The sequence below is a fragment of the Pontixanthobacter aestiaquae genome (assembly GCF_009827455.1).
Taxonomy (GTDB): domain Bacteria; phylum Pseudomonadota; class Alphaproteobacteria; order Sphingomonadales; family Sphingomonadaceae; genus Pontixanthobacter; species Pontixanthobacter aestiaquae.
Genome location: NZ_WTYZ01000001.1, coordinates 103,951 through 126,774 on the forward strand (window position 1 = coordinate 103,951; position 22,824 = coordinate 126,774).

Sequence of the window (22,824 nt, forward strand, 5' to 3'; positions counted from 1 at the left end):
GCTGTGCTCTCCGATTTGAAAGCTAAGCTGGATGCGCTTGGGTGGTATCAAATTCACCCAAGCCATTCCGCACCCAAGAATTTTGTCGCTGATTTTGAAGCGCTGATCGGTTCGCAGCTGCCAGAAGATTATCACGCATTCCTAGCGCATTTCCCTTGTGATTCCGGCCCTTATGCGTCGGTAACATCACCCATTATTGAAGGCCCCCGCGAAGGAGGCGATTCAGGGTTGATGGTCTGTTTCGGCCATAACCCTGAAAGCGTCAGTCTGACCTCTATCAATCAGGATCCGGAATGGGCAATCTCTGGGATGATCCTAATCGGCGATGACATATTCGGGAACTGGTTTTATCTCGATCTTGCGGACGGAAAAGTCTGGTTCTTTGACCGCGATGGCAGCGCCACCACTCCGGGCGAAGGGCTGGCTCTAGTCGGGTACAGCTTTTCGGACTTCATTGTCCGTATGAAGATTGAGCCCGACGGCGACATTGTACCAGAGCCGCGCAAAGCCAACTTGCTGGAGCGGTTACGCGATTGGCTGGCCTAGCCCATTTTTGTCCGAGCGCTTGGTCTGTGATCAGTTTGACCAGCGCGCAGTTCAACCAAACACTAGGTTGCCGGTTTGCGCGAGAGGTTGGCTTGAGGGTTAGCGCCCGATTACATCGTCATTCTTGCGCTTTGCCCGTCATCGACTTTGATAACCGCGCCGGTCACGCATTCGCTGGCGGGACTACACAGATAGAGCACCGTGGAGTCCAGTTGTGCAGGTACCGGCACACGCTTGCGCGCGACCCATTCACGGGGATCGCCGCCAGCCGGTCAATCCGCCTTGCACAAAGCGCCACCGCTGCACCTTGCGCAGCAAGCAGTCGGGCAAACCGCTCACCCAAACCCGATGAAGCACCGGTAACCAGAGCAACCCGTCCGGTCAGATCATGCGAAACATTGGGCATTGGAAAGTCAGCCATAGTCTAGCCCCTAAATACCACGGTCTTTTTCCCGTTAAGCAATACCCGTTCTTCCAGATGCAGCCGCAACGCCTCTGCCAGAACCCGGCTTTCGATATCGCGGCCCTTGCGGACCAGATCGCAGGGCCTGTCGGCGTGCGTGATCGCCTCGACATCCTGATGGATGATCGGACCTTCATCGAGATCGGTTGTGACGTAATGCGCAGTTGCGCCGATCATCTTCACCCCGCGTGCGTGCGCCTGATGGTACGGCTTTGCGCCTTTAAAGCCGGGCAGGAAACTATGGTGGATATTGATACAGCGGCCCGCGAAATATGCCGCCTGCTCATCCGACAATATCTGCATATAGCGTGCCAGAACCACCAGCTCTGCGCCGCTCTCTTCGGCAATCGCACGAACCTGCGCCTCTTGCTGCGCCTTGGTATCTTTGGTGATCGGCAAGTGATGGAAAGGCAGACCGGACAGATCAGTATGGCTGATCGCCTCTACCGGATGGTTCGAGACAATGGCTACCACTTCCATCGGTAATTCCCCGATCCGGGAACGATAGAGCAAGCTAGCGAGGCAGTGGTCAAATTTGCTGACCATCAGCATTACACGGCGCGGACGGTCACGGCTGACTATCTTCCAGTCCATACCCTGCCGCGATGCGAACGCGGCGAAACCCTTGCGCAATGTATCGGATGAGGCACCCGCCGGATCAAAAGCAACACGCATAAAAAACGCGTTGCTCTCGCGGTCGTTGAACTGCTGCGCCTCCAGCACATTACAGCCCTGCTCGAACAGAAAACCGGTGACGTTGGCAGTGATGCCCGGACGATCCGGGCAGGACAGGGTCAGGACTAAGGCTTCGCTCATCTTACCTGCGGCTGAGCGCTTCTTCGCTTTGCGTCATCAGCTTCTGCATAATGTCGGCAACTGGCTCTTCTTCCTTCAGCATACCGACCGACTGGCCCGCCATGATCGAGCCGCTTTCCACATCGCCATCGATAACCGCGCGGCGGAGTGCGCCTGCCCAGAAATGTTCGATCTGCAATTGCGCCTCGCCCATTTCAATCTCGCCGCTGTCGAGCCGTCCCGCAACTTCGATCTGTTTTGCGGTGAACTCTTCGGTGCCTTTGTTCTTGAGCGCGCGTACTGGAATAACCGGCAAACGAGGATCGACCTGAACGCTGGTGATCGCGTCGCGCGCATTGGCGCGAAAGAACGCTTTCTTGAAATTCTCATGCGCGATGCTTTCCTGGGCGCAGGCAAAGCGTGTGCCGAGCTGAACCCCTACTGCGCCCATTTCGAGATAGCCTGCAATCGCCTGACCGCGCCCGATACCGCCGGCAACGAACACCAGATGATCCTCCGCCAGCTCGGGCAGAAATTCCTGCGCGAGGACCGATGTGGAGACCGGACCGATATGGCCGCCCGCTTCCATCCCCTCGATCACCAGAGCATCGCCTCCGGATCGCAAGAGCTTCTTGGCCAGCGCTAGTGTTGGCGCGAATACGATCACTTTTGCGCCGAATGCCTTGATCGCCTCGACACTGCCCTTCGGCGGAATACCGCCAGCCAGCACAACATGCGTTACTTCATGCTTCGAGCACACTTCGATGAGATCAAACAGCTGCGGGTGCATGGTGATCAGGTTCACGCCGAATGGCTTGTCAGTTAGCGCTTTGGTCGCTGCAATCTCCGTATCGAGAAGATCAGGCGTCATCGCCCCGCAGGCAATAACCCCGAAGCCGCCCGCATTGGAAATCGCCGAGACAAGACCGCGCTCGCTCACCCAACTCATCGCGCCACACAGGATCGCATATTTGCTGCCGAGAAAGTCGGTTCCACGCTCCATTAGCGCCGATGTTCTGGAAAAATCACTCATAGGCTCGCGCTTAGATTGCAGCGATGCAGGCGGCAAGAGGCATAGCTATGCTGCAATCGGCAAATATAGCGCCGCATACGCGGAACAAACACCGCCCAGCCCCATTGGTCATCTGCAAGAAGAAAAATCCCTGACACACATCTATTAATCGTATTAATCGCTTTTTTCGATAAGGGTGATGGGAGTTAATTGCTTCACTCGATTGATGGCACAGCGTAGTCAGGCATTATAGAAACACTGAACCAAGAGGATATTTTCATGGACATGAAGACTGGCGAACTTAGCGGCAATGGTTGCCCGTTTACCGGCGAAAGCAGCGCCCGCAGCCTGCTCGGACGCACGAATAAGGACTGGTGGCCGGATTCGCTCCAGCTCGACATCCTTGCACAAGGCGGCAAATCAGCGAACCCGATGGGCGAAGATTTCGATTATGCCGAAGCTTTCAACACGCTCGACTATGATGCTCTGAAAGCCGATCTGACCGCACTGATGACCGACAGCCAGCCCTGGTGGCCGGCCGATTATGGACATTACGGCCCGTTCTTCATCCGCATGGCATGGCACGCAGCCGGCACATACCGTACCGGCGATGGCCGTGGTGGCGGCGGCAGCGGTCAGCAGCGTTTTGCTCCGCTGAACAGCTGGCCCGACAATGGCAATCTCGACAAGGCCCGCCGCCTGCTGTGGCCGGTCAAACAGAAATACGGCAAAAACATCAGTTGGGCCGATTTGTTCATTCTCGCCGGTAACGTCGCGATTGAAAGTATGGGCGGACCTGTCTTCGGCTTCGGCGGCGGTCGTGCGGACGTCTATGAGCCCGAGACCGTGTATTGGGGCACCGAAGAAAAATGGGTGGATCAGGGCGCGGCAACGCGGATCAATCCCGACGAAGGCAAAGCCATCGACAACCCGCTAGCGGCAATCCAGATGGGTCTGATTTACGTCAACCCAGAGGGCCCTGGCGGCGACCCGCATGATGCAGAAGGCATGGCGCGCGATATGCGCGAAACCTTCACCCGGATGGCGATGAATGACGAAGAGACCGTGGCGCTGACAGCAGGCGGCCATGCTTTCGGTAAAGCGCATGGCGCAAAACCAGCCGACACATTCGGCGGTGCACCCGAGTCCGAAGCGCTCGCGCTGCAGGGCTTCGGTTGGCTGAACGACAAGGAAGAAATCGCCAACGGCAATATTACGACTTCGGGTATCGAAGGCGCATGGACCAATACGCCGACCCAGTGGAATGGTGATTATTTCCGTTTGCTGCTCGATTACGATTACGAGCTCGTACAAAGCCCGGCAGGTGCCAACCAATGGCAACCGATCAACCAGAAAGAAGAAGATATGGCGCCCGATGCTCGTGATCCGAGCAAGAAGGTTCCGACGATGATGACCACCGCAGATATGGCGCTGAAGCGTGACCCGGAATATCGCAAGATTTCCGAGCGGTTCCGTAATGACCAGGCGGCTCTGGATGACGCCTTCGCCCGCGCATGGTTTAAACTGTGCCACCGCGACATGGGTCCAAAAGCACGCTATCTTGGCCCCGAAGTGCCCGAAGAAACACTGATCTGGATGGATCCGGTTCCAGAAGGTTCGGTTCCTTCGGACAGCGCAGTCGCCGATTTCAAATCGGCAGTGCTGGGCAGCGACCTGACTGTCAGCGAACTGGTCAAAGCGGCTTGGGCGTCGGCAGGTACGTATCGCAATTCGGACCACCGCGGTGGCTCCGATGGTGCACGTGTCCGCCTGGCTCCGCAAAAGGATTGGGAAGCCAACGATCCGGCAGAACTCGACAAGGTTCTGAGCACACTCGACGGTTTGCGCGGTGATATTTCGATGGCGGATGCTATCATCTTTGCCGGTGCTGCAGCAGTTGAAAAGGCCGCTTCGGATGCTGGTTTCGATGTCACTGTTCCGGTTACCGGCGGTCGCGGCGATGCGGGTGACGAGCATACCGATGCGGAAAGCTTCGAGCCACTCGAGCCATTCGCAGACGGCTTCCGCAATTATCTGAAGACCAAAGCGACGGTGAAAACGGAAGAAATGCTGGTCGACAAGGCCCATCTCCTTGGTCTTTCGATGCCGGAGATGACAGCGCTGGTTGGCGGTATGCGTGCGCTGGGTGCCAATAGCGGCAACACCAAGCACGGCATCTTCACCGACCGCGCTGGTCAGCTGACCAATGATTTCTTCGTCAATCTGCTCGACATGGGCACCGAATGGAAGCCGGTCGACGGCAGCCAGGACGAAGAGTTCGTCGGGAGCGACCGCGCATCGGGCGCAGAGAAATATCGCGGCACCCGTGTCGATCTGGCGTTCGGTTCGAACTCGCAGCTTCGTGCCATTTCGGAAACATTCGCCGAAAACGGAAACGAGCAGAAGTTCGTCGATACATTCGTATCGGCATGGACGAAGGTTATGGAAGCCGGGCGCTTTTAAGACCGACCCAAAGACCTGACTAGACACGACCCAATCCCTCCTTAGGGTCGCAAGAACCTCCTCGTGACGAATGTCACGGGGAGGTTTTGTCTTTCCAGTCTAATCATGTAGTCATTGAGTACAGCCGGATACTAGCGGTGCAGTATTCGTGCCCCGAGGAGGCAGTCATGATTGAAGGGCGGATCAGATATTTCGATGGCGATGCCAATATGTATTTCGCAGCCAAGCGGAATAGTGGATACCGCGAAGCCAAAAGGGCGCAGGCCCGGTTCCGGCGTGACTTTACGACACCGCTAAAAGCCAGCCCAGCCGGCGGTGCTCCCGTGCTCGCCGAATTGCCCTGGGGAACCAAGGTCACAATGTCCGCGCCGATCACCCGCGATCCGTTCACCGAAGTCGAGTTCGACGGTACGACCGGCTTTGTCGATACGCGTCATCTGGTCGAAATCGCCTATGTCGACCGCCCGCTAGAAGTAACCGATCCCAAAACACTGAGCGCCACACTCAAACGGGCGGGCGACAAAGACGATGCCGATCTGCTGTGGGGCGATATGGTGCAGATCCTCGACCGCGCGGGTGGAACCGCCAGAGCGCGGGCGCGCGGCTTGATCGGGACCATCTCGGCCGACAAGCTCACGCACAAAGCCTTGCTCGAATGCTACTTTATCGATGTCGGACAGGGCGATGGCGTGCTGGTTCGCTATCCCGACGGATCGCATATGCTGATCGATGGCGGACTGCCGCGCAGCAAGCAGCAGACCGGCAAGAACGCCGCTGATTTCGTCGATTGGAAGTTCTTCCGGGACTATGGCGACTGGCGGATCGATCTCGACTGGATGATCGCATCGCATTCCGACGAGGACCATTATGGCGGGCTGAAAGATCTGGTCGAAAAAGACCGCGCCGCGCGCGAAGAGCTCGACACGCTCGAAGTCGCTATCGGTACTTTCGGGCATCCGGGCCTGTCCCGCTTTCCAGCAGCAGTCGAGAAGGAGGGGCTAGGCCCCAAAGGTATGCTCGGCGGCACATCAGTGTTCACCCGATTGCTGGGTGACCGCTCCGATGCCCAAGCGCTTGTCGACGGCACCGGCGCGGACGGCCTCAAACTCAGCGGCCCATGGCGGAGCTTCATCTCACGCGTACTCACGAATGATGCAGCGACAGAATTTGAGTTGATAGCGCTGCCCAAGAGTGAGGCCGAGCAAGGCAATGCGCCGGTGCTGGCGCAGGCAGGCGATTGCACGATCCGCGTGCTTGGTCCCGCGACGCTTGATGATGGCGGCACTCCGGTGCTGCCCGATCTGACCCCGACGGCGAACAAGAAGAGCATCAACACCAACGGACACAGCGTCTGCCTGCGGCTGGATTATGGAGCCGCGCGCATTCTGATGACCGGCGATCTCAACACCGCCAGTATGCATTGGCTAACCGAGGCATTCGGCGGCGATCTTTCAGGCTGGAAATGCGATGTCGCCAAAGCCTGTCACCATGGCAGCGACGACATTTCCTATAAATTCCTGCAAGCGATCAATGCCGCCGCAACGGTCATTTCATCGGGCGATAATGAGGGCCATGCCCATCCGCGACCCGAAGTGGTGGCCGCCAGTGCAATATCGGGCCGGGTCGAACTGACCCCGAGCCAGGACAAGGTCGTCACTCCGCTGATCTATATGACCGAGATCGAACGCAGCGTGATGCTGTCCGAAGTCAACCGGATCGAGCTGAGTAATGTCGGCGATGATCGGCAAGACTTCACGATTCTGGCCAAACCGGTCGTTGAGTTTTCGGACAGCGAATTCTTCACCGACCGCGACTGGAAGCGGCTGGAGGATATGGCCAATCCGGACACTATCAAGGAGTTCAGGCAAGAGACGGTTACGGCGCGCAAGCAAGCCCTCGAAGCCGCCGAAGAGGGTGAAATGCGGAACTTCACGCGCAGCCGCCTTTATGGATCGCGTCCGAAGGGGGTTGTCGGACGCAATTATGACCGGCGCAGCCTGCGCGGATTGCGGATCATGGAACAGAACGTCTACGGACTGGTCAACGTCCGCACCGACGGGGAATGGATCATGTGCGCCTCAAAACGCGACAATGGGGAGCGCTGGACGATCCATGCATTCAAGGCTGGCTTTGGGGGCGGCTAAGGACAAGTAACCCACCCGGAACAGATTGCTAGAACCAGCCCTGCTCTTTGAGATCAGGCGCAGCGCCACGCGAAACCGGTGCTTCCAGACCGCTGCTGAGTTGCAGCCGGACATTGCGCCCCTCGCGCCGCGCCCCCTCGACCGCGCTGCGGGCCACCCACCAGCTGCGATGCACTTGCGCACCATCCATGCCATCCAGCTCGGCCACCGCATCGCGCATTCGCAGCAGGATCAGATCGGACCCCATATCCGTGTGTGCACGGACATAGTGGTCTTCCATTTCCAGCGCGATGAGATTGGTGCCGAGATTGGGCGGCAACCGTTCAAGGAAGCGGATCGGCGGATCGGGTTGCGGGGGTTCCTGACGGGGATCATCATCAACCCGCGCGACGGCAGGCGCTTCGGGCGTTACTTGCCGACTCTCCAGCGCATAGAACAGTGCGGTCACTCCGCCACCGACAACCAACACATACATATAGATTGTCAGCGCCTGTTCGAGCGTGGGCATGCGTATGGGCCCCGGCAGGAAACCAATTGACCAGACGGCCACCGCCATCGGGATGGTGGCAAACAAGACGGCTGCTACCCACAAGCCGGGCCGCGGCAAATCGAGCGAGCTGCCAAGCTTCTCGACGACAAAACTCATCGGGCTGTAAATCGCATATCCAAGATAGGCGAAACCGAGCCATGCGACCAAGCGATAGGCCAGTGGCTGTTCAAAACTGCCGAACGGGCCAATAAACGCCAAGGCGATGCCGATTACGGTCATAATCGTCAGATCAACGACAATCTTGCGCGTCAGACTATTGCGCTTCTGGTTGTCTGGAGAGACCATTTCACTCATATGCCCTGAATCCTAGCGTCCATTCGCGCTTCGTAAAGTGGCAATCCCTAGGAAATTCGCCACTTTCACGAAGGATGCCGCCAATTTGCGCAGATACGATTGCCGGCGAATGGGCACGCGGCATGATGGTTCTCAACACAACAGGAGCATCACATGCCAACCGCAACGCTTTCACTAACCAACTTCATCACGCAGCCCCAAGGACCAGCCGGGTTCGACGTCGGTTCCCGGACCCGTATTGTGATAGCCTTGGTTGGCATCACGCTGACCAGCCTGACACTGATTGCCCTGACGCGCGGCGCGCTTGGCTTCGCGCCGTCACACCCGAACATCCGCGAGCTGGCGATTGCCCTGCACGTCACAACCGTCCTACCTGCGATTCCGCTGGGTGCTTATCTGCTGCTCGCGCCGAAAGGCGGCAAGCGGCATAAGCAATTGGGCAAGCTCTGGATCGGCCTGATGCTGACCACCGCTGGGTCTGCTATCTTCATCCAAAGCGGCGGCAGCTTCAGCTTTATCCATATTTTCATTCCGATGACCTTCTGGGCATCCTACAAAGTCATCAAGACCGCACGCAGCGGCGATATGGTGGGCCACAAGAAGGAGATTATGAGCCTCTATCTCGGCGCGCTGACCATTCCCGGCATCGTTGCTTTCTCTCTCCCGGGCCGTCTTATGAATGTGTGGCTGTTCTGGTGAGCCAGCGTGCGCGATTTATTCGCCGTAGCTGATCCGCACTTTACCCGCTGCATCCTTGGCGATGCGGCGGGCTTCGTCTGTCGAGCCTGCACAGGCAAGCGCCACGCCCATCCGACGGTAGGGCCGCGAAGTGGGCTTGCCGAAGATGCGGATATCCGCGCCCTCTGCCATTGCCGCAGCAAGACCTGAATAGGTTAGTTTCTCACTATCCTGATCCGCCAAAATCACCGCCGAAGCTGACGGGCGCGCACGGATCATTTCAGGGATGCTCAACCCCATGATCGCACGGGCGTGCAAATCGAACTCGCTCAAATTCTGCGAGACGGATGTGACCATGCCGGTATCATGCGGACGCGGGCTAAGTTCTGAGAAAATAACCTCGTCACCCTTCACGAAGAACTCGACCCCGAACAGACCGTAGCCACCAAGATCATTCACGACTTTGCGTGCCATATCCTGCGCCGCGGCAATAGCGTCATCGGACATCAGCGCCGGCTGCCAGCTTTCCTGATAGTCGCCGCGTTCTTGGCGGTGGCCAATGGGCGGACAGAATGAAACACCATCCCCCTCTTTGGCTTTGTGGCGTACCGTCAGAAGGGTAATCTCATAATCGAAATCAACAAATTGCTCGACAATCACCCGCTGCCGGTCGCCGCGCATATTGGCGACGGCATAATCCCAAGCCCCTTCCAGTTCGTCATCGGAGCGAACGGTACTCTGTCCCTTCCCCGAAGAAGACATCACCGGTTTGATGATGCAGGGAAAGCCAGTTTTCATTGCGCCAGCCCGCACTTCTTCCAAATTCTTCGCATAGGAATAAACGGATGTCCTGAGGCCCAACTCATCCGCCGCCACATCACGGATCGCATCACGGTTCATGGTCAGCTGGGTTGCGCGGGCTGACGGCACGATATTGACGCCTTTCGCCTCCATTTCGGCCAGCACTTCCGTGCGGATTGCCTCGACCTCAGGCACGACATAATCGGGCTGATGCGTCTCGATGGCAGCGCGCAGCTTCTCGCCATCAAGCATCGAGAACACCTCGCGCGCATCCGCTACCTGCATCGCAGGCGCGTTGTCGTAGGCATCGCACGCGACAACATACGCCCCGAGCCGCTTCGCCGAGATCACAAATTCACGGCCGAGCTCGCCCGAGCCGAGGAGAAGGATTTTTGCGGTGAATGTCATTGGGAACTCTCTCACTAACGGGACGCCGCCATCTCGCTATCATCACTCGTATCCTTGGAAAAGGCACGCACAATCGGGAACGCGCTGGCACCGTGCAGAACAATACTGATCAGTACGGTCAGGACCATACATGCGATTACTTCATCCATGCCGGGAATATCGAACCCCTCGGCAACCAGAAGCGCAAACAATATCGAAGCGAGACCGCGCGGGCCGAACCAGCCGAGGAATAGCTTGTCCCGCCAGCGCAATTTGGTGCCGGTTAGCGATAGAACTACAGGTACGATGCGCACCGCAGTAAGAAATGCTATCGCCAGAACCACCGTTTTCCAACTTGCATGATCAAGACCTGCAGGCGCGAGGACCATTCCGAAAATCAGGAAAGTCGCCATCGTCAGCAATTGCCCTTCGCTCTCCATAAATTCGGACACAAATTTGCTCGCCGATTTGCGCATATTGCCGAATGTCAGCCCGCCAACAAAGGCTGCGATCAGGCCGTTCCCGCCGATCAATTCGGCAGCGATGAAACACAGGAACGCTGTGCTCAGAAAATAGATGCCGCGGTAGGATTCGGTCACCCATTTGCGGCGAACTGCAAGGTCCATCACCAGCGCTGCGAGTGCGCCGACCGCCGCGCCAGCAAGCGGCCCGAGCGTTATCTGCGCCATGCCGAATGCAATAAGATTATCCGGGCCATCAGCCATAACGCCGCTTGCCTCTGCAGCGGCCAAAGCGGCGATGATTACCACCGGCAGCGCCAAACCGTCATTGAGGCCGCTTTCCACGGCAATCCCCTCGCGCAATTCACCCGGAACGCTCGCGTCGCTCACGACCGCCTGACCCAGCGCGGCATCAGTCGGCGTTAGAATTGCGGCAACCAACAGCGCAAGCGCCCATGGCTGATCGGGAGACACCCAATGGGCGACCAGCGTGCCGAGCACAATCGACAACGGCATCGCAATCAGCAGCATCCGCGCCGGAATACCGCCGCTCATTCGCAAATGATGAAACCGCACTTGCGAGGCATCGGAAAACAGCACCAGCACAAGTGTTATTTCAGCCAGAAGATGCAGAATCTCGAACTCGGCATCTTTGGGAAACAGCTCTGCTCCGGCCAGAAAGCCGCCATAACCGAGTGCCGTGAATACAATCGGCATCGTCACAACCGACATTGCCAGCCGCCGCGACAATGCCGCAAAGCACAGCACCGTCAGCAAAGTCAGGCCGAGAGCTGCGGTCTCGCTAATCACTAAAATTCACGGGGAAGCAAGCCGTTCGCGAGACGTTTCGGTTCAGCCTTTCCACTGGCCTGCAATATCTGAAACAATTTTGGTTCGTAGATGGAATTCCAACCATCGTGATTCATTGAATTGCAGGGATGACAGACGAAAATGTCAAAACCTGTGATCTTGTGGCCTTCGTAAACCGACGGGCCCATTGAGTATTTCGAACCACAGATGTCGCAATCAAACTTGAACGATCCTGGCTTCGGCCTCATGCGACCGGCTCGTCGCTCGCGTCCAATCCGTAAGCCGTGTGCAGCACCCGAACCGCCAGCTCGGTCTCATCCTCGTCGATAATCACGCTGACTTTGATTTCGGACGTCGTGATTGCCTGGATGTTGATCCCGCGATCCGCCAGTGCGCTGAACATAGTGCTGGCGACACCAGCGTGACTTTTCATACCGACACCGACGACGCTAATCTTGGCGATATGGTCGTCCGTAATGATCCGGTTGAAGCCGATTTCGCTGCGTTTGTCCTCCAGCAAAGCCTGCGCGCGCGCCAGATCGGCTTGCGGCACGGTGAAAGTCACATCCGTCTCACCCTTATCGCGGCCGACGTTCTGAATGATCATATCGACATTGATCGACGCGGCAGCCAGCGGCGCAAAAATATGCGCCACTGCCCCGGGCTTATCGGGCACGCGGGTCAGAATGATTTTCGCTTCATTCTTGTCATGCGCGATGCCGGTGACGTGTTGGCGTTCCATATCACTGTCCTTCAAAATCTGTTCCATCTCCTCTTCAGAGACGATCAATGTGCCAGGAAACTCATCGGCTGGGGTAGAGTCATCATCGATAAAGCTGGAGAGCACTTGTACGCGCACGCCCTCTTTCATCGCGAGCCCGACGGAGCGCGTCTGGAGCACTTTCGCTCCGACCGAGGCCAACTCCAGCATTTCCTCATACGTGACGGCTTTCTGTTTGCGAGCCTTCGCGACAATGCGCGGGTCAGTGGTGTAGACTCCGTCGACATCGGTGTAGATATCGCAGCGGTCCGCGCCGATGGCGGCAGCCACTGCTACGGCTGACGTATCCGAACCGCCGCGCCCCAGCGTCGCGATGCGGCCTTCGCCCGACACACCCTGGAATCCCGGAATGACCGCGATTTCGCCGCGTTCAAGCGAAGCAATCATCTCCGGCGCATCAATCGTTTCGACGCGCGCTTTGGAATGACCCTCGACCGTTTTCATCGGCATTTGCCAGCCAAGCCAGCTGCGCGCTTTGCACCCCAATGATTGCAATGTCAGAGCGAGCAGTCCCGATGTGACCTGCTCCCCGCTCGCCACCACAACATCATATTCGGCGGGATCGTAAATCGCATTGGCTTCGCGGCAGAAATTGATCAGACGGTCGGTCTCGCCCGCCATCGCCGAGACGACCACCGCAACCTCATGTCCAGCAGCTTGTTGACGGCGCACGATATTTGCGACGCGGCGAATGCGCTCGGTCCCGGCCATCGATGTGCCGCCGAATTTCATCACAATGCGTGCCAAGCGCGATGCCTCCCAAAATTCCATACGCACACTGGTGCGCGCTTTCCGGCGCTGTTACGAAGGCTGCATGAGTGATGCAACACCAAGCAGCGAAACATCTTCTTCGGCCAGCTCAAATTTTGGCGCAACTATCCGGCCAGAGGAAGCGGCGCATTTCGGCATTTTGGCTAAGGATTGGTGGGACCCGAAGGGCTCCTCCGCGATGCTGCACAGGCTCAATCCGGTGCGCCTGCGCTATGTGCGTGAAGCGATCGATATGCATTGGGGCGGCGATGTGCAGAGTGTGAAACCGCTGGCGGGTAAGACCGCACTGGATGTCGGTTGCGGCGCGGGATTGCTGTGCGAACCGCTCGCGCGAATGGGCGCAGCGGTCACCGGCGTCGATGCCGCGCCGGAAAATGCGCAAGCGGCGGCACTTCACGCTGAAGGATCAGGTCTCGATATCCGCTATATCGCAGGGGAGATCGGACAGCAGAATATTGGGCAGTTCGATCTGGTCACATGCCTTGAGGTGATCGAGCATGTCGCCGACAAACAGGCATTTCTGGGCAACCTTACGGCGAAACTCGCGCCGGGTGGATTGATGATCCTGTCCACTCCCAATCGCACCGCCGCATCGCGGATATTGTTGGTCGAAGGCGCCGAGGCTTTGGGTATGATCCCCAAAGGCACGCATCATTGGGATGATTTCATCACCCCTGAAGAATTGTCCGATTTGCTCGAAAACGTTGGCCTGAAGATGGGTGAACCGACCGGCATCGCATTCGGCCCTAGCAAGGGCCTGCATTTGTCGGGCGAACTGGGTCTCAATTACATCGTGACTGCGACTGCTGCCTGAGAACTGGTCAGAGAATGCGTTCGGCTTGTTCGGGCGTTGGCATCCAGCACGTGTCGCGCTTGCCGAAAATCCTATAGCGATTGCGCGCGATCAGCCGGTATAGCGGGTCGCGAATTGCGCGAGGGACTACACCGGCAACGCCCATAATCTTCCACGGCCAGCCGAGACGCCTCCACATCGAAATAACAGCATCACTGTCGCGGAGCACGCGGTCCTGTTCGACGATGATGAAACTGTCTGGATCTGCGGGATCAACCCCCGCTTGCCGCATCAGATCGGCGCCAATTTCGCTTTGCATCGCGGCGAGCCTGAACACGCCCTTACGATCAAATTTCAGAACGAACTGGGCATTGGCAGAGCACAGCACACACATTCCATCGAATACGATGATCGGATGATCATTAGCAGATGGGTGCATAGTACCGCGGCCTATGGCTCGTAACTACCGCTTTCGCGGAGTATCACCGCAGCGCCCGGGTGATCGGTAAAAATACCGTCGACATCGGCGGCAACCAGCAAACCCATCAGGATCGGCAAAGCACCGACACCGCGCGGATTATCATTGGTACGAAGCGCCGATGGCATGAAGGTATTCTCCCGCCGCAAGGTCCAGGGATGTACTTTCAAGTCCAACGCATGCGCATCCGCCACAAACGGCTTTGCGCTGCCATCATCGTTCAGAACAAAGCTGAAATGCGGGCCAACGCCGTCAGCATATCTGGCGATCTCGGCGAGGCCAGTCGGCGTTGCCATCTCCACATAGCGCATACTTGGCTCATCCGCCGGGCTTTCATGCTCAGGGTGGATCAATTGCACCAGGCGGACATCGGTGAGTTGGTCGAGACGCTGGAGCGGACCAACTTCAAAACACTGGATAAAGATGGGATCGCTGGCCTTGGTGTAACCTGCTTTCTTGAGCGCCCGCACCAGCAGATCGACGCTGTCGATCCCTTCATCCTGCAGCAGGAAATTGGGATGCTTGAGCTCGGGATAGAGACCGATGCGTTTGCCCAGCTCCGCCTCTTTGGCTTTCACCAGCGCGACGATCTCTTCAAATGTCGGCACTTGATACAGCCCGTCAAACCGGGAGTTCTCCGGGCGGATATGGGGCAGGCGCTCTTTGGCGCGCAGTGTCCGCAATTCTGCCAGAGTGAAGTCTTCGGCGAACCATCCCGCGATCAGCTGCCCGTCAATAGTCTTGCTCCGGCGGCGGTCGGCGAATTCATCGCGGCTTTCAACATCGGTAGTGCCCGAAATCTCGTTCTCATGGCGAGAGATCAGCACGCCGTCCTTAGACACCACCAGATCGGGTTCGACATAATCCGCACCCTGATCAATTGCGCGCTCGTAAGCGGCCAGAGTATGTTCGGGGCGCTCACCGCTCGCACCGCGATGCGCAATGATCAGCAAATCATTGTCTACGTCTTGAGCAAAAGCGGGCGTTGTCATTGCGGCACCTATCAGCGTCAAAGCACCTAGGAAAAAGCTGCGGACCATTCGTCTTCCTCAAAGCCAACCAGAAGGCCGGGTTCACCATCTTTGGCATGTTCGACCACCGGCCGTTTAATCATGCTCGGGTTCTGCGTCATCAGTGTGACAGCCTTTGCAGCGTCGATGTTGGCCTTGTCTGAATCGTCCAGCTTGCGGAATGTTGTGCCGCGCTTGTTAAGCAGCGCTTCCCAGCCCTTAGCTTCGACCCATTCTGTCAGCTTGTCCGAATCCGCACCCTCTTTCTTGTAGTTATGGAAAGTGAATTCGACACCGTTCGCATCCAGCCATTTGCGCGCCTTCTTGACCGTGTCGCAATTGGGAATGCCGTACATTTCGATAGTCACTGGTCTCTCCTTCGTCATTGCGAGGCGACATAGTCGCCGCGGCAATCCAGAGCTAGCGCGAAATACTCTGGATTGCTTCGCTCCGCTCGCAATGACGAGCTAGGTACGCGGTGCCAAATGCACATCGGCAATCGCCACTGCCAAAGCATCTGCCGCATCGGCCCCGGCGACGTTAGCTCCGGGTAGCAACACCTTCAGCATCGCCTGAACCTGGTTCTTATCCGCCGCTCCGGTTCCGACTACCGCCTTTTTGACCTTACGCGCAGCATGCTCGTGTACTGCGAGCCCAACTGCACCGCACGCCGCCAACACAGCACCTCGTGCTTGCGCCAGTTTCAAGGTAGATTGCGGGTTCTTATTGACGAAGACTTCCTCCGCCGCCGCGCGTTCGGGCTGGTACTTCGCAATCACTCCGGCCAGGCCCGATTGCAAGGCCGCCAACCGCTCGGCCATTGGCGCTTTGGCATCTGTTTTGATCTGGCCATTGGCCACATGCGTAATGCGCGAACCCTCCGACCGGATCACGCCCCAACCGGTACAGCTGAGCGAAGGATCAAGGCCGAGGATAATCATCTAGAAAGTTGGTTCACAGCCCGATATCAGGCGTCTGAGTCCAACTTCTCCATGACCTCGTCTGAGATTTCATAGTTCCCCCAGACTGTCTGGACGTCATCGTCATCATCCAGCGTGTCGATCAGCTTGAGCAGAACGCCCGCGTCTTTTTCGTCCAAATCGACGGTCAGGTTAGGCTTCCATGCCAGCTTGACCTCTTTGGGTTCGCCTAGCGCTTTCTCCAGGCTTCCGGCGACTTCGTGCAGATCTTCTGCGCCAGTCCAGATTTCATGGCCGTCATCGCTGGAAGAAATATCTTCTGCACCCGCCTCCATCGCCGCTTCGAGGACTTTGTCTTCGCCGCCCACTTCGGACGAATATTCGATATAACCCAGCCGCTCGAAGCCGTGCGCAACCGAGCCAGCCGTGCCCAGATTGCCGCCATTTTTGGCAAAGGCTGTACGCACAGCGGTCGCGGTGCGATTGCGGTTGTCGGTCAGCGTTTCAACGATAATCGCACTGCCGCCGGGGCCGTAGCCTTCATAGCGGACTTCTTCGTAATTCTCGTCATCACCCGCGCTAGCCTTATCAATCGCGCGCTGGATATTGTCCTTGGGCATCGACTGGCCCTTGGCGGTGTTGACCGCCAGCCGCAGACGCGGGTTCATATCCGGATCGGGCGTACCCATTTTCGCCGCAACGGTGATCTCGCGGCTGAGCTTGGAGAAGAGGTTGGACCGCTTCTTATCCTGCGCACCCTTGCGGTGCATGATGTTCTTGAATTTGGAATGGCCTGCCATGGTAATCCGTCGGTTATGTGCTGTGAATCGACGGGTGACTTAGCCGAGCGATTGCCGCCCGTCACCCCTCACCTTAGCCGCAATTCAGACCTTCACTGCCGTTCCGCTGGCGCTGACCATCAGCATCGATCCTGTGCCGCCGATCACTTCGTAATCCAGATCCACACCAACCACGGCGTTGCCCCCGATCGAACCGCATTCGGCCTGCAATTCTTCGATCGCCTGCTTGCGTGCATCGCTCAGGATACGTTCGTACGAACCGGAGCGGCCACCCACGATGTCTCGAATATTGGCAAACATATCGCGCACAACATTAGCACCGACGATTACTTCGCCGGTCACGATGCCGAGATATTGCTGGATCGGTTGCCCTTCCAGCGTCGGTGTGGTCGAAACGGTGATGCCGCGCGCGTCCTTCCAAGGGCCTGCCATGGTGTTTCTCCAATTATGATTGAGCGTTGGTGTATTGCTATCATAATGCACCAAGCCGTTCAATTGTTACCGGACTTCAGTCTTCCGCCATCTGCCGCTTCACTTCGGCAAGCGCAGCATCAAGCAGCTCATCACGCCGCTCGCGCACGCCTGCAAGCGTCCGCTCAACCCGGATATCAGGTTGGACCCCCAGAATATGATGCTGGGTCCCGTCGCGATTTTTAACCTGCATCCCGGTCCAGCGGAGTTGGTATCCGCCCGGTATGCGGAAGGTTGTGACATTGCCATTGGCTCCGGCTGTCGGCACGCCGATTATCGTGCCAAGCCCATTGGCCTTCACCGTGCCAAGGATGGATTCAGACCAACTGATGGCGCCGCCATCGGTGATGAAGACGACTTTGTCGGTATAGCGGGGCAAGGCCGGCGTGATCCGCCAGCCACCTTCCTGCCAGCTGTCAAACTGCGCATGGGGCAATGTCTGTGACGGGATATTCATTTCAGCCGAACGGATTGGAGAATCGGTCATATGCGAAAGATATGCGTATCGCCCCTTCGGATATCCGCGAAGATCGAACACCAGGCCCTTCGCAGATTCAATCTGAGCCTTCCCATCCGAAAAACGGGTATCAGTGAGGCGATCAATATCGACATAGACAATGCCCGGTTCCAACTCGCTCACAACGTCGGGTTTCGGTTCCCGAACCCGCTCGTCGCGGCTCATGGGACTCAACGGAAGGGTAATCTCGCTTTGCGCACCATCCGCATCTTCGATCAGTAGCAGGCGCTGACCAACTTCATGCGAATATCGCAGCCGAGACAGTGCCAGCTCGGTCTTCCATTGGTCACTGCCGGAAATACGCGCCTTCTTGGCGGCAATTGCATCCTGAACCGGCACGCCGTCGATTGCCTTTACCACCATTCCAGGCCGATAGCCGGATGCATCGGGGGCACCGGCCGGGGGTGCGGTAATGACCAGCTCATTCTCGATCCATTCCCAATCAAGCGGGAGCAGCGCACGGCCTTCATCGCGATAATTGACGCCGCCATGACCATCATGAAGACCTTCTACCAACCGCAGCAGAACATCACGGTACGCAATGTCATCGGATGCCAAAGCTGCATCTTGCAGCATCGGCGCAAAGATCGCATCCCAATCAGTATCGACGACATCCCAATAAGGATAGAAGTGATCGAACATCGCCCATGCCGATACAATTCCTGCGATGCGGGTAGTGCGGTCATGGCCTGCGGGTAACCATCCCTCGGGCTTACCGCTTTCGACAGCCGGTGTGTCGCGTTTAGGTATAGTACTTCCGGAATCGTCGATGGGCACACTAAGCGGCAGGAAAATTGCGATTTTCTCAGTAATATTTTCTGCAATTTCAGAAGGCGTCTTGGCAGCAGGAACTTCCATACGTTCAGAACTGTAGGCTCTGCTCAGCGGGGAAGGGAAGCCGTGATACGTCCACTGCAGATGGCGGGTGCTTGCATATAAAGGGACCGTAAACGCGTCGCCTATTTCATTGATACGCACCGCAGGGGCAACGGGTTGGAACAGTTCAGCGAGAGTCGTAGCAAGCTCGGTTGAGGTTTCTGCGCCTTCGACTCTCGGGATTGCCCCAATCAGAAAACGACCCCAATCGGCTTCCGCAGCTTGATCACTAGGATGGAACCAACGCACCAATCCATAGACTCTGGCCAAAGCCTGCAAATTGGTAACACCGCGATCGGTTACAGGCGCAGCAGCGACATCCCCTTCAACAGACCCATCGCGTGTAGGCCCGACCGGCGTCCCGACGCCTTCGAAGTGGGGCAGATCCATCGGGCCTATATCCTCGACGGCAAAGTCATCGACCCAAGCTTTTCCCTGGCCCTGCACCAAGAAGCCAAACACTATCTGGTTCGCATCGGCGGCCACATCGCCTTCAATGCTATAGCTTTGCCATGCCCCCGAAGTGATCGGCCGATCGCCCATATTGTCGAAGAAACCACTCTGGCCTCCAGGGCGGTCAACGCGCAGCCAGAAGCCGGCATGTTTTGGGGCGGGCGAATCAACCCGAGCCATGCCGGTCAGTCTGATCTTTCGTCCGCGCAGTGCTGTTACATCCAGCGCCCGGGTAATCGTCCCAAACTTACCCGCATCAATCACGCCTTGCGATTCGATCCGCACGCTGGCCGAGCCAGCCGCCGGATCAGCCGTATCGATAACGGCTTTGTAGCCCGCTACGTCCCCGTCAGCGGGTAGCATATTGCCGCCCCAGCCGGTCAGTGCAGAACCTGGCTCGGCTTGTTCGAAACCAGGGTTGTCCAGTTCGATAGAAGCTGCCTCATCCTGCGCTACGCCAGTAGCGGGCGCAAACAACAGCGTTACAAAAATCAGTGACTTACGCATACATCCCCTCTCGTCCGCATGCCATGTATCGGCATAGTAGCTGGATGGAAGATGAACGCGCTAAGACTGCATCCTAGTCGAGACCGAGCGCGTTCTTATAAGTGTCGAGAACCATTTCCATCTCGTTGCGGTCATTGGCGTCCATTTTGCGCAAGCGAACAACCTGGCGCATGATTTTGGGATCGTAACCGACGGCTTTTGCCTCGGCATAGACATCACGAATATCGTCAGCGATGCCTTTCTTCTCTTCTTCGAGGCGTTCGATACGCTCGATCAGAAGGCGCAGACGGTCGTCGGTGGCATCAGCCATAATCAAAGCTCCAATGGAATGAGAATCAGTTGGCGCTGCTGATAGCCTTCGGATGAGCAGCGGTGAAGCCACGCAGCGCAAATTTCATCAGAATACGATTGAACCTTTTGGCGCCTTCGCCCGACCAACTTCTGCCAGTCTCATTTACGCCGTAAAATAAGTATACATCGGTCCGGTCGAATAGTTTTAATATCGCGACTCAGGAGGAAGAAATGAATTTCAGGGCGATACTGGCTATTCTGGCCGTGACATCACTACCGGCATTGTCCTCTTGCTCAAATCATTTGGCCGTTTCTGGCTATCAGGATGGTTGGTGTCCGGATGGCAACTGCACCTCCAAGCAAACATCTGTCGCGGGCCGCTCCGGCTTCAATACCAATGCCGCCAGCGGGCGGGTCGTCAAAGACAAATGCGGAACCGAACCAATGACCCGCGTCGAGGTAGACCGCAGCCTGGGGCAAGGCTTGGTCAGCGTGCTCACTCTTGGCATCGTCAATCAGGCGACAATCAAGTTCGAATGCGCCAAGCCTGACACTTCACAGCCGCTTGTGTCGTGCACCACTATCGATGGGACCGGCGATACGAATACGCCGGTCCAGATCACTTGCACCAAGCCAGGCACAGGTGGCGATGAGACGGTTGAATATGATTGTACCGCAACAGGCACTCCGGAGGACCCTACCATGCTGGTCAGCTTTACCTGCAGCGATGTTACCACCAGTTGGTTCTTGACCGAACCTGCATCAGCCAGAGGATAAGCGCGATGTCAGATGACGAGACAATGCTGAAACCCGGCGCGGTCAACACGACTTGGGAAAACTGGCACGAAACCGTTTCCGGCCAGATCGCCGGCATGGATGCCGTGCTCCCGCCTCCCGACGGTCAAGACTACGGCGCCGAGATGATCAACCGCTGCACGCGCCAGATTCAGCGCTCTATCGCCAGCGCCAAGGTCCGTCAGATTCCGTATAAAGCAATTGGCCGTGGTTGGTCATTGTCCGAAGCGCCGCTGACCGACGGGATCATGCTCAACACCGCGGCGCTAACCGGCAAGAAGCGCATTCATCACACGCAAGTCGTTCCCGAATATCGCGGGGACCTGACCGACAAGCGCGGACTGTGCTTGGTCCAATGCGGGAACTATGTTTCAGAGCTGAACCGCTGGCTGGAGAATTCTACGCAGCGTCTTTCGTTCAAAACAACCGGCGCGGCGAATGGTCAGACCATTGTCGGAGCGACGTCCGCAGGCACGCATGGCTCGGTGCTCGATTTCGGGGCGATGCACGACCAGATCGTGAGCATTCATCTGCTGGCGGGCGATACCGCACAGTTCTGGCTGGAACGCGCCAGTTACCCAGTAGTTAAAGAGTCGGTAGCCACCGCGTTCGGCGCAACGCTGATCCGCGATAATGATTTGTTCAACGCAGTGGTGGTCGGGCTTGGTGCGTTTGGCGTGATCCACAATGTCGTGATCGAGGCGCGACCGCGCTTTCTGGTCGATGCGCATAATTATGACAAAGACCGCAATGGCAATCCGCTCACGTATCAGGGAACCATGCGTGATCGTGTGAGCCAGCTCGATTTCGCGTCGGACACCTCGCTCGATCCGGCCGGGCGCTCGGGCAAACCCTATTTCTTCCAGCCGATCATCAATCCCAACACCTCGCCACCAGAGATATTGGTGACACAAATGTATGAAGAGCCCTGGAAAGACGACCACGTCCCTGACTACACGATCGAGGAAAACAGCTTCGGGCCGGGATATGACTTCATCACCGTCGCGGGCCGAGCGCTTGATCTGTTTCAGCCGCTGGTCCCCATGTTCTCCAACCTAGTCGCTAGCCAGATGTTCAATCTGGGCCGTCAGAAGCGCAGTTGGGGCGAGACCTTTGGCTATAAATCGCTCCGCACAAAAGTCGCGAGTGGGACTGTAGCTGTCCCGCTAGATCGCGCGGACGACACCATCGAAATACTACTGCAACTTAACCGCGATATCGGGCCGGTCCCGCTGGTTTTCGGGTGCCGCTACGTCAAAAAATCATCGGCACTGCTGGCGTTCAACCGCTGGGATGCCACATTCGTGGTCAGTATCGACGGCGTTCACAATGACGATTCCACCGATTTCTTCGATGCCATCCCGGCTGCAATGGAAGCCGCGAACATCCCGTTCACCCAGCACTGGGGCAAGACGCACGGCTACACGCCGGAACGCGTGCGAGCGGCCTATGGAGACAATGCGGTCGATAAATGGCTGGCGGCACGGCGAGAGCTGCTCCCCAATTCGGCCGACCGGAAAATGTTCGACAATGACTATCTGCGCGAATGCGGCCTGGCTGAGTGACACACTACCCCGCCACCTTACTTAATCGGCCCCGTTCTTAGCTACGCTTTCCTGCATCCGCTTAAGCTGTTCATCGGTCGCGGGCGTTTGACGGGTTGCCTTCCACTCATCCTGCGGCATCCCGTGGATCAACTCGCGCGCGGCAGCCTTGTCGCCCTCGAAACCCGCGTCGCGGATCCAGTCGGCCAGGCAGTTCCGGCAAAAGCCGGACAGGCCCATTAGGTCGATGTTCTGCGCATCATGACGGTGTTGCAAATGGCGCACCAGCCGCCGGAATGCCTGCGCCGCCACGGCATCGGGCAATTCGTCCAAGGCCGCATCGTTCTCGCCGCCAGAAGACTTGAGCGCATTCGTATCCATCACCGATCCTTTTCGTTTCGTCATTGCGTTGC

The 22,824-nt window shown here is 57.4% G+C and carries 23 protein-coding genes; 7 read left to right on the forward strand and 16 right to left on the reverse strand.

What is annotated here, in order from left to right; all coding sequences use genetic code 11:
* Positions 1–15: 15 nt before the first annotated feature.
* Complete coding sequence (locus tag GRI35_RS00385) at positions 16–546, forward strand: SMI1/KNR4 family protein (RefSeq protein ID WP_160612190.1); 531 nt, start codon at positions 16–18, stop codon at positions 544–546.
* Positions 547–709: 163 nt separating this feature from the next.
* On the opposite strand, the gene GRI35_RS13885 is transcribed toward GRI35_RS00385, so the two are convergent.
* From GRI35_RS13885 to GRI35_RS00400, 3 genes are read right to left on the reverse strand one after another with little or no spacing between them, the layout of a single operon-like run.
* Positions 710–967: an SDR family NAD(P)-dependent oxidoreductase gene (locus GRI35_RS13885; protein ID WP_160612191.1), complete on the reverse strand. Its 258-nt coding sequence runs from the start codon at positions 965–967 to the stop codon at positions 710–712.
* Positions 968–970: 3 nt separating this feature from the next.
* Positions 971–1,825, reverse strand: coding sequence for a formyltetrahydrofolate deformylase (gene purU / locus GRI35_RS00395; protein ID WP_160612192.1), 855 nt, complete (start codon positions 1,823–1,825; stop codon positions 971–973).
* Between the two features lies 1 nt (position 1,826).
* Positions 1,827–2,837 (reverse strand): NAD(P)H-dependent flavin oxidoreductase, encoded by a 1,011-nt coding sequence (locus tag GRI35_RS00400; RefSeq protein WP_160612193.1) that lies wholly within the window; start codon positions 2,835–2,837, stop codon positions 1,827–1,829.
* A gap of 258 nt (positions 2,838–3,095) precedes the next feature.
* On the opposite strand from GRI35_RS00400, the gene katG reads away from it, so the two are divergent.
* Positions 3,096–5,279: a catalase/peroxidase HPI gene (gene katG, locus GRI35_RS00405; protein ID WP_160612194.1), complete on the forward strand. Its 2,184-nt coding sequence runs from the start codon at positions 3,096–3,098 to the stop codon at positions 5,277–5,279.
* 167 nt (positions 5,280–5,446) lie between these two features.
* Positions 5,447–7,423 carry an MBL fold metallo-hydrolase gene (locus tag GRI35_RS00410; RefSeq protein ID WP_160612195.1) on the forward strand — a complete coding sequence of 659 codons (1,977 nt, stop codon included), beginning with the start codon at positions 5,447–5,449 and terminating at the stop codon, positions 7,421–7,423.
* 28 nt (positions 7,424–7,451) lie between these two features.
* Here the strand turns inward: GRI35_RS00410 and GRI35_RS00415 are convergent, their stop codons facing one another.
* A complete protein-coding gene (locus GRI35_RS00415; protein WP_235900080.1) occupies positions 7,452–8,267 on the reverse strand; it encodes a LytTR family DNA-binding domain-containing protein in 816 nt (271 codons plus the stop codon).
* Between the two features lie 153 nt (positions 8,268–8,420).
* On the opposite strand from GRI35_RS00415, the gene GRI35_RS00420 reads away from it, so the two are divergent.
* Complete coding sequence (locus tag GRI35_RS00420) at positions 8,421–8,966, forward strand: DUF2306 domain-containing protein (protein ID WP_160612196.1); 546 nt, start codon at positions 8,421–8,423, stop codon at positions 8,964–8,966.
* Between the two features lie 15 nt (positions 8,967–8,981).
* Here GRI35_RS00420 and purT read toward each other — a convergent pair whose 3' ends face one another.
* The 3 genes from purT to GRI35_RS00435 all read right to left on the reverse strand — a co-directional run bounded on the left by purT (position 8,982) and on the right by GRI35_RS00435 (position 12,932).
* Entirely contained in the window at positions 8,982–10,154 is a 1,173-nt protein-coding gene (gene purT / locus GRI35_RS00425; RefSeq protein WP_160612197.1) for a formate-dependent phosphoribosylglycinamide formyltransferase, read from the reverse strand.
* Positions 10,155–10,168: 14 nt separating this feature from the next.
* Positions 10,169–11,404 (reverse strand): cation:proton antiporter, encoded by a 1,236-nt coding sequence (locus GRI35_RS00430; protein ID WP_202390466.1) that lies wholly within the window; start codon positions 11,402–11,404, stop codon positions 10,169–10,171.
* 244 nt (positions 11,405–11,648) lie between these two features.
* Complete coding sequence (locus tag GRI35_RS00435; protein WP_160614663.1) at positions 11,649–12,932, reverse strand: aspartate kinase; 1,284 nt, start codon at positions 12,930–12,932, stop codon at positions 11,649–11,651.
* A 67-nt stretch (positions 12,933–12,999) separates the two neighbouring features.
* Here GRI35_RS00435 and ubiG point away from each other — a divergent pair, with 67 nt between their 5' ends.
* Positions 13,000–13,770, forward strand: a complete 771-nt coding sequence (gene ubiG, locus GRI35_RS00440) for a bifunctional 2-polyprenyl-6-hydroxyphenol methylase/3-demethylubiquinol 3-O-methyltransferase UbiG (protein ID WP_160612198.1) — start codon at positions 13,000–13,002, stop codon at positions 13,768–13,770.
* Between the two features lie 7 nt (positions 13,771–13,777).
* Here the strand turns inward: ubiG and GRI35_RS00445 are convergent, their stop codons facing one another.
* From GRI35_RS00445 to GRI35_RS00480, 8 genes are all read right to left on the reverse strand, one after another.
* Entirely contained in the window at positions 13,778–14,188 is a 411-nt protein-coding gene (locus GRI35_RS00445) for a thiol-disulfide oxidoreductase DCC family protein (protein WP_160612199.1), read from the reverse strand.
* A gap of 11 nt (positions 14,189–14,199) precedes the next feature.
* Positions 14,200–15,219, reverse strand: a complete 1,020-nt coding sequence (locus GRI35_RS00450) for a glycerophosphodiester phosphodiesterase family protein (RefSeq protein ID WP_235900081.1) — start codon at positions 15,217–15,219, stop codon at positions 14,200–14,202.
* A 26-nt stretch (positions 15,220–15,245) separates the two neighbouring features.
* Positions 15,246–15,605: an ArsC family reductase gene (locus GRI35_RS00455; protein WP_160612201.1), complete on the reverse strand. Its 360-nt coding sequence runs from the start codon at positions 15,603–15,605 to the stop codon at positions 15,246–15,248.
* 99 nt (positions 15,606–15,704) lie between these two features.
* Positions 15,705–16,178, reverse strand: a complete 474-nt coding sequence (gene ruvC, locus GRI35_RS00460; protein WP_160612202.1) for a crossover junction endodeoxyribonuclease RuvC — start codon at positions 16,176–16,178, stop codon at positions 15,705–15,707.
* Between the two features lie 26 nt (positions 16,179–16,204).
* Positions 16,205–16,957, reverse strand: coding sequence for a YebC/PmpR family DNA-binding transcriptional regulator (locus tag GRI35_RS00465; RefSeq protein ID WP_160612203.1), 753 nt, complete (start codon positions 16,955–16,957; stop codon positions 16,205–16,207).
* An 84-nt stretch (positions 16,958–17,041) separates the two neighbouring features.
* Positions 17,042–17,389 (reverse strand): heavy metal-binding domain-containing protein, encoded by a 348-nt coding sequence (locus GRI35_RS00470; RefSeq protein ID WP_202390468.1) that lies wholly within the window; start codon positions 17,387–17,389, stop codon positions 17,042–17,044.
* A 76-nt stretch (positions 17,390–17,465) separates the two neighbouring features.
* Entirely contained in the window at positions 17,466–19,781 is a 2,316-nt protein-coding gene (locus GRI35_RS00475; protein ID WP_160612204.1) for a S41 family peptidase, read from the reverse strand.
* Positions 19,782–19,854: 73 nt separating this feature from the next.
* A complete protein-coding gene (locus GRI35_RS00480) occupies positions 19,855–20,091 on the reverse strand; it encodes a DUF2312 domain-containing protein (protein ID WP_160612205.1) in 237 nt (78 codons plus the stop codon).
* 212 nt (positions 20,092–20,303) lie between these two features.
* Between GRI35_RS00480 and GRI35_RS00485 the strand changes: the two genes are divergently transcribed.
* Both GRI35_RS00485 and GRI35_RS00490 read left to right on the forward strand, forming a co-directional pair.
* The gene (locus GRI35_RS00485; RefSeq protein WP_160612206.1) at positions 20,304–20,849 is read left to right on the forward strand and encodes a hypothetical protein; all 546 of its coding nucleotides are present in this window, start codon (positions 20,304–20,306) and stop codon (positions 20,847–20,849) included.
* 5 nt (positions 20,850–20,854) lie between these two features.
* Positions 20,855–22,432 (forward strand): FAD-binding protein, encoded by a 1,578-nt coding sequence (locus GRI35_RS00490; RefSeq protein ID WP_160612207.1) that lies wholly within the window; start codon positions 20,855–20,857, stop codon positions 22,430–22,432.
* Positions 22,433–22,453: 21 nt separating this feature from the next.
* Here the strand turns inward: GRI35_RS00490 and GRI35_RS00495 are convergent, their stop codons facing one another.
* Positions 22,454–22,792, reverse strand: a complete 339-nt coding sequence (locus tag GRI35_RS00495; RefSeq protein WP_160614665.1) for a DUF1244 domain-containing protein — start codon at positions 22,790–22,792, stop codon at positions 22,454–22,456.
* Positions 22,793–22,824: the final 32 nt, after the last annotated feature.

Coding starts and splice junctions, on each gene's coding strand:
- GRI35_RS13885 (WP_160612191.1), bottom strand. CDS start 967: ATGGCTGACTTTCCAATGCCCAATGTTTCGCATGATCTGACCGGACGG.
- purU (WP_160612192.1), bottom strand. CDS start 1,825: ATGAGCGAAGCCTTAGTCCTGACCCTGTCCTGCCCGGATCGTCCGGGC.
- GRI35_RS00400 (WP_160612193.1), bottom strand. CDS start 2,837: ATGAGTGATTTTTCCAGAACATCGGCGCTAATGGAGCGTGGAACCGAC.
- katG (WP_160612194.1), top strand. CDS start 3,096: ATGGACATGAAGACTGGCGAACTTAGCGGCAATGGTTGCCCGTTTACC.
- GRI35_RS00410 (WP_160612195.1), top strand. CDS start 5,447: ATGATTGAAGGGCGGATCAGATATTTCGATGGCGATGCCAATATGTAT.
- GRI35_RS00415 (WP_235900080.1), bottom strand. CDS start 8,267: ATGAGTGAAATGGTCTCTCCAGACAACCAGAAGCGCAATAGTCTGACG.
- GRI35_RS00420 (WP_160612196.1), top strand. CDS start 8,421: ATGCCAACCGCAACGCTTTCACTAACCAACTTCATCACGCAGCCCCAA.
- purT (WP_160612197.1), bottom strand. CDS start 10,154: ATGACATTCACCGCAAAAATCCTTCTCCTCGGCTCGGGCGAGCTCGGC.
- ubiG (WP_160612198.1), top strand. CDS start 13,000: ATGAGTGATGCAACACCAAGCAGCGAAACATCTTCTTCGGCCAGCTCA.
- GRI35_RS00445 (WP_160612199.1), bottom strand. CDS start 14,188: ATGCACCCATCTGCTAATGATCATCCGATCATCGTATTCGATGGAATG.
- GRI35_RS00450 (WP_235900081.1), bottom strand. CDS start 15,219: ATGACAACGCCCGCTTTTGCTCAAGACGTAGACAATGATTTGCTGATC.
- ruvC (WP_160612202.1), bottom strand. CDS start 16,178: ATGATTATCCTCGGCCTTGATCCTTCGCTCAGCTGTACCGGTTGGGGC.
- GRI35_RS00465 (WP_160612203.1), bottom strand. CDS start 16,957: ATGGCAGGCCATTCCAAATTCAAGAACATCATGCACCGCAAGGGTGCG.
- GRI35_RS00470 (WP_202390468.1), bottom strand. CDS start 17,389: ATGGCAGGCCCTTGGAAGGACGCGCGCGGCATCACCGTTTCGACCACA.
- GRI35_RS00475 (WP_160612204.1), bottom strand. CDS start 19,781: ATGCGTAAGTCACTGATTTTTGTAACGCTGTTGTTTGCGCCCGCTACT.
- GRI35_RS00480 (WP_160612205.1), bottom strand. CDS start 20,091: ATGGCTGATGCCACCGACGACCGTCTGCGCCTTCTGATCGAGCGTATC.
- GRI35_RS00485 (WP_160612206.1), top strand. CDS start 20,304: ATGAATTTCAGGGCGATACTGGCTATTCTGGCCGTGACATCACTACCG.
- GRI35_RS00490 (WP_160612207.1), top strand. CDS start 20,855: ATGTCAGATGACGAGACAATGCTGAAACCCGGCGCGGTCAACACGACT.
- GRI35_RS00495 (WP_160614665.1), bottom strand. CDS start 22,792: ATGGATACGAATGCGCTCAAGTCTTCTGGCGGCGAGAACGATGCGGCC.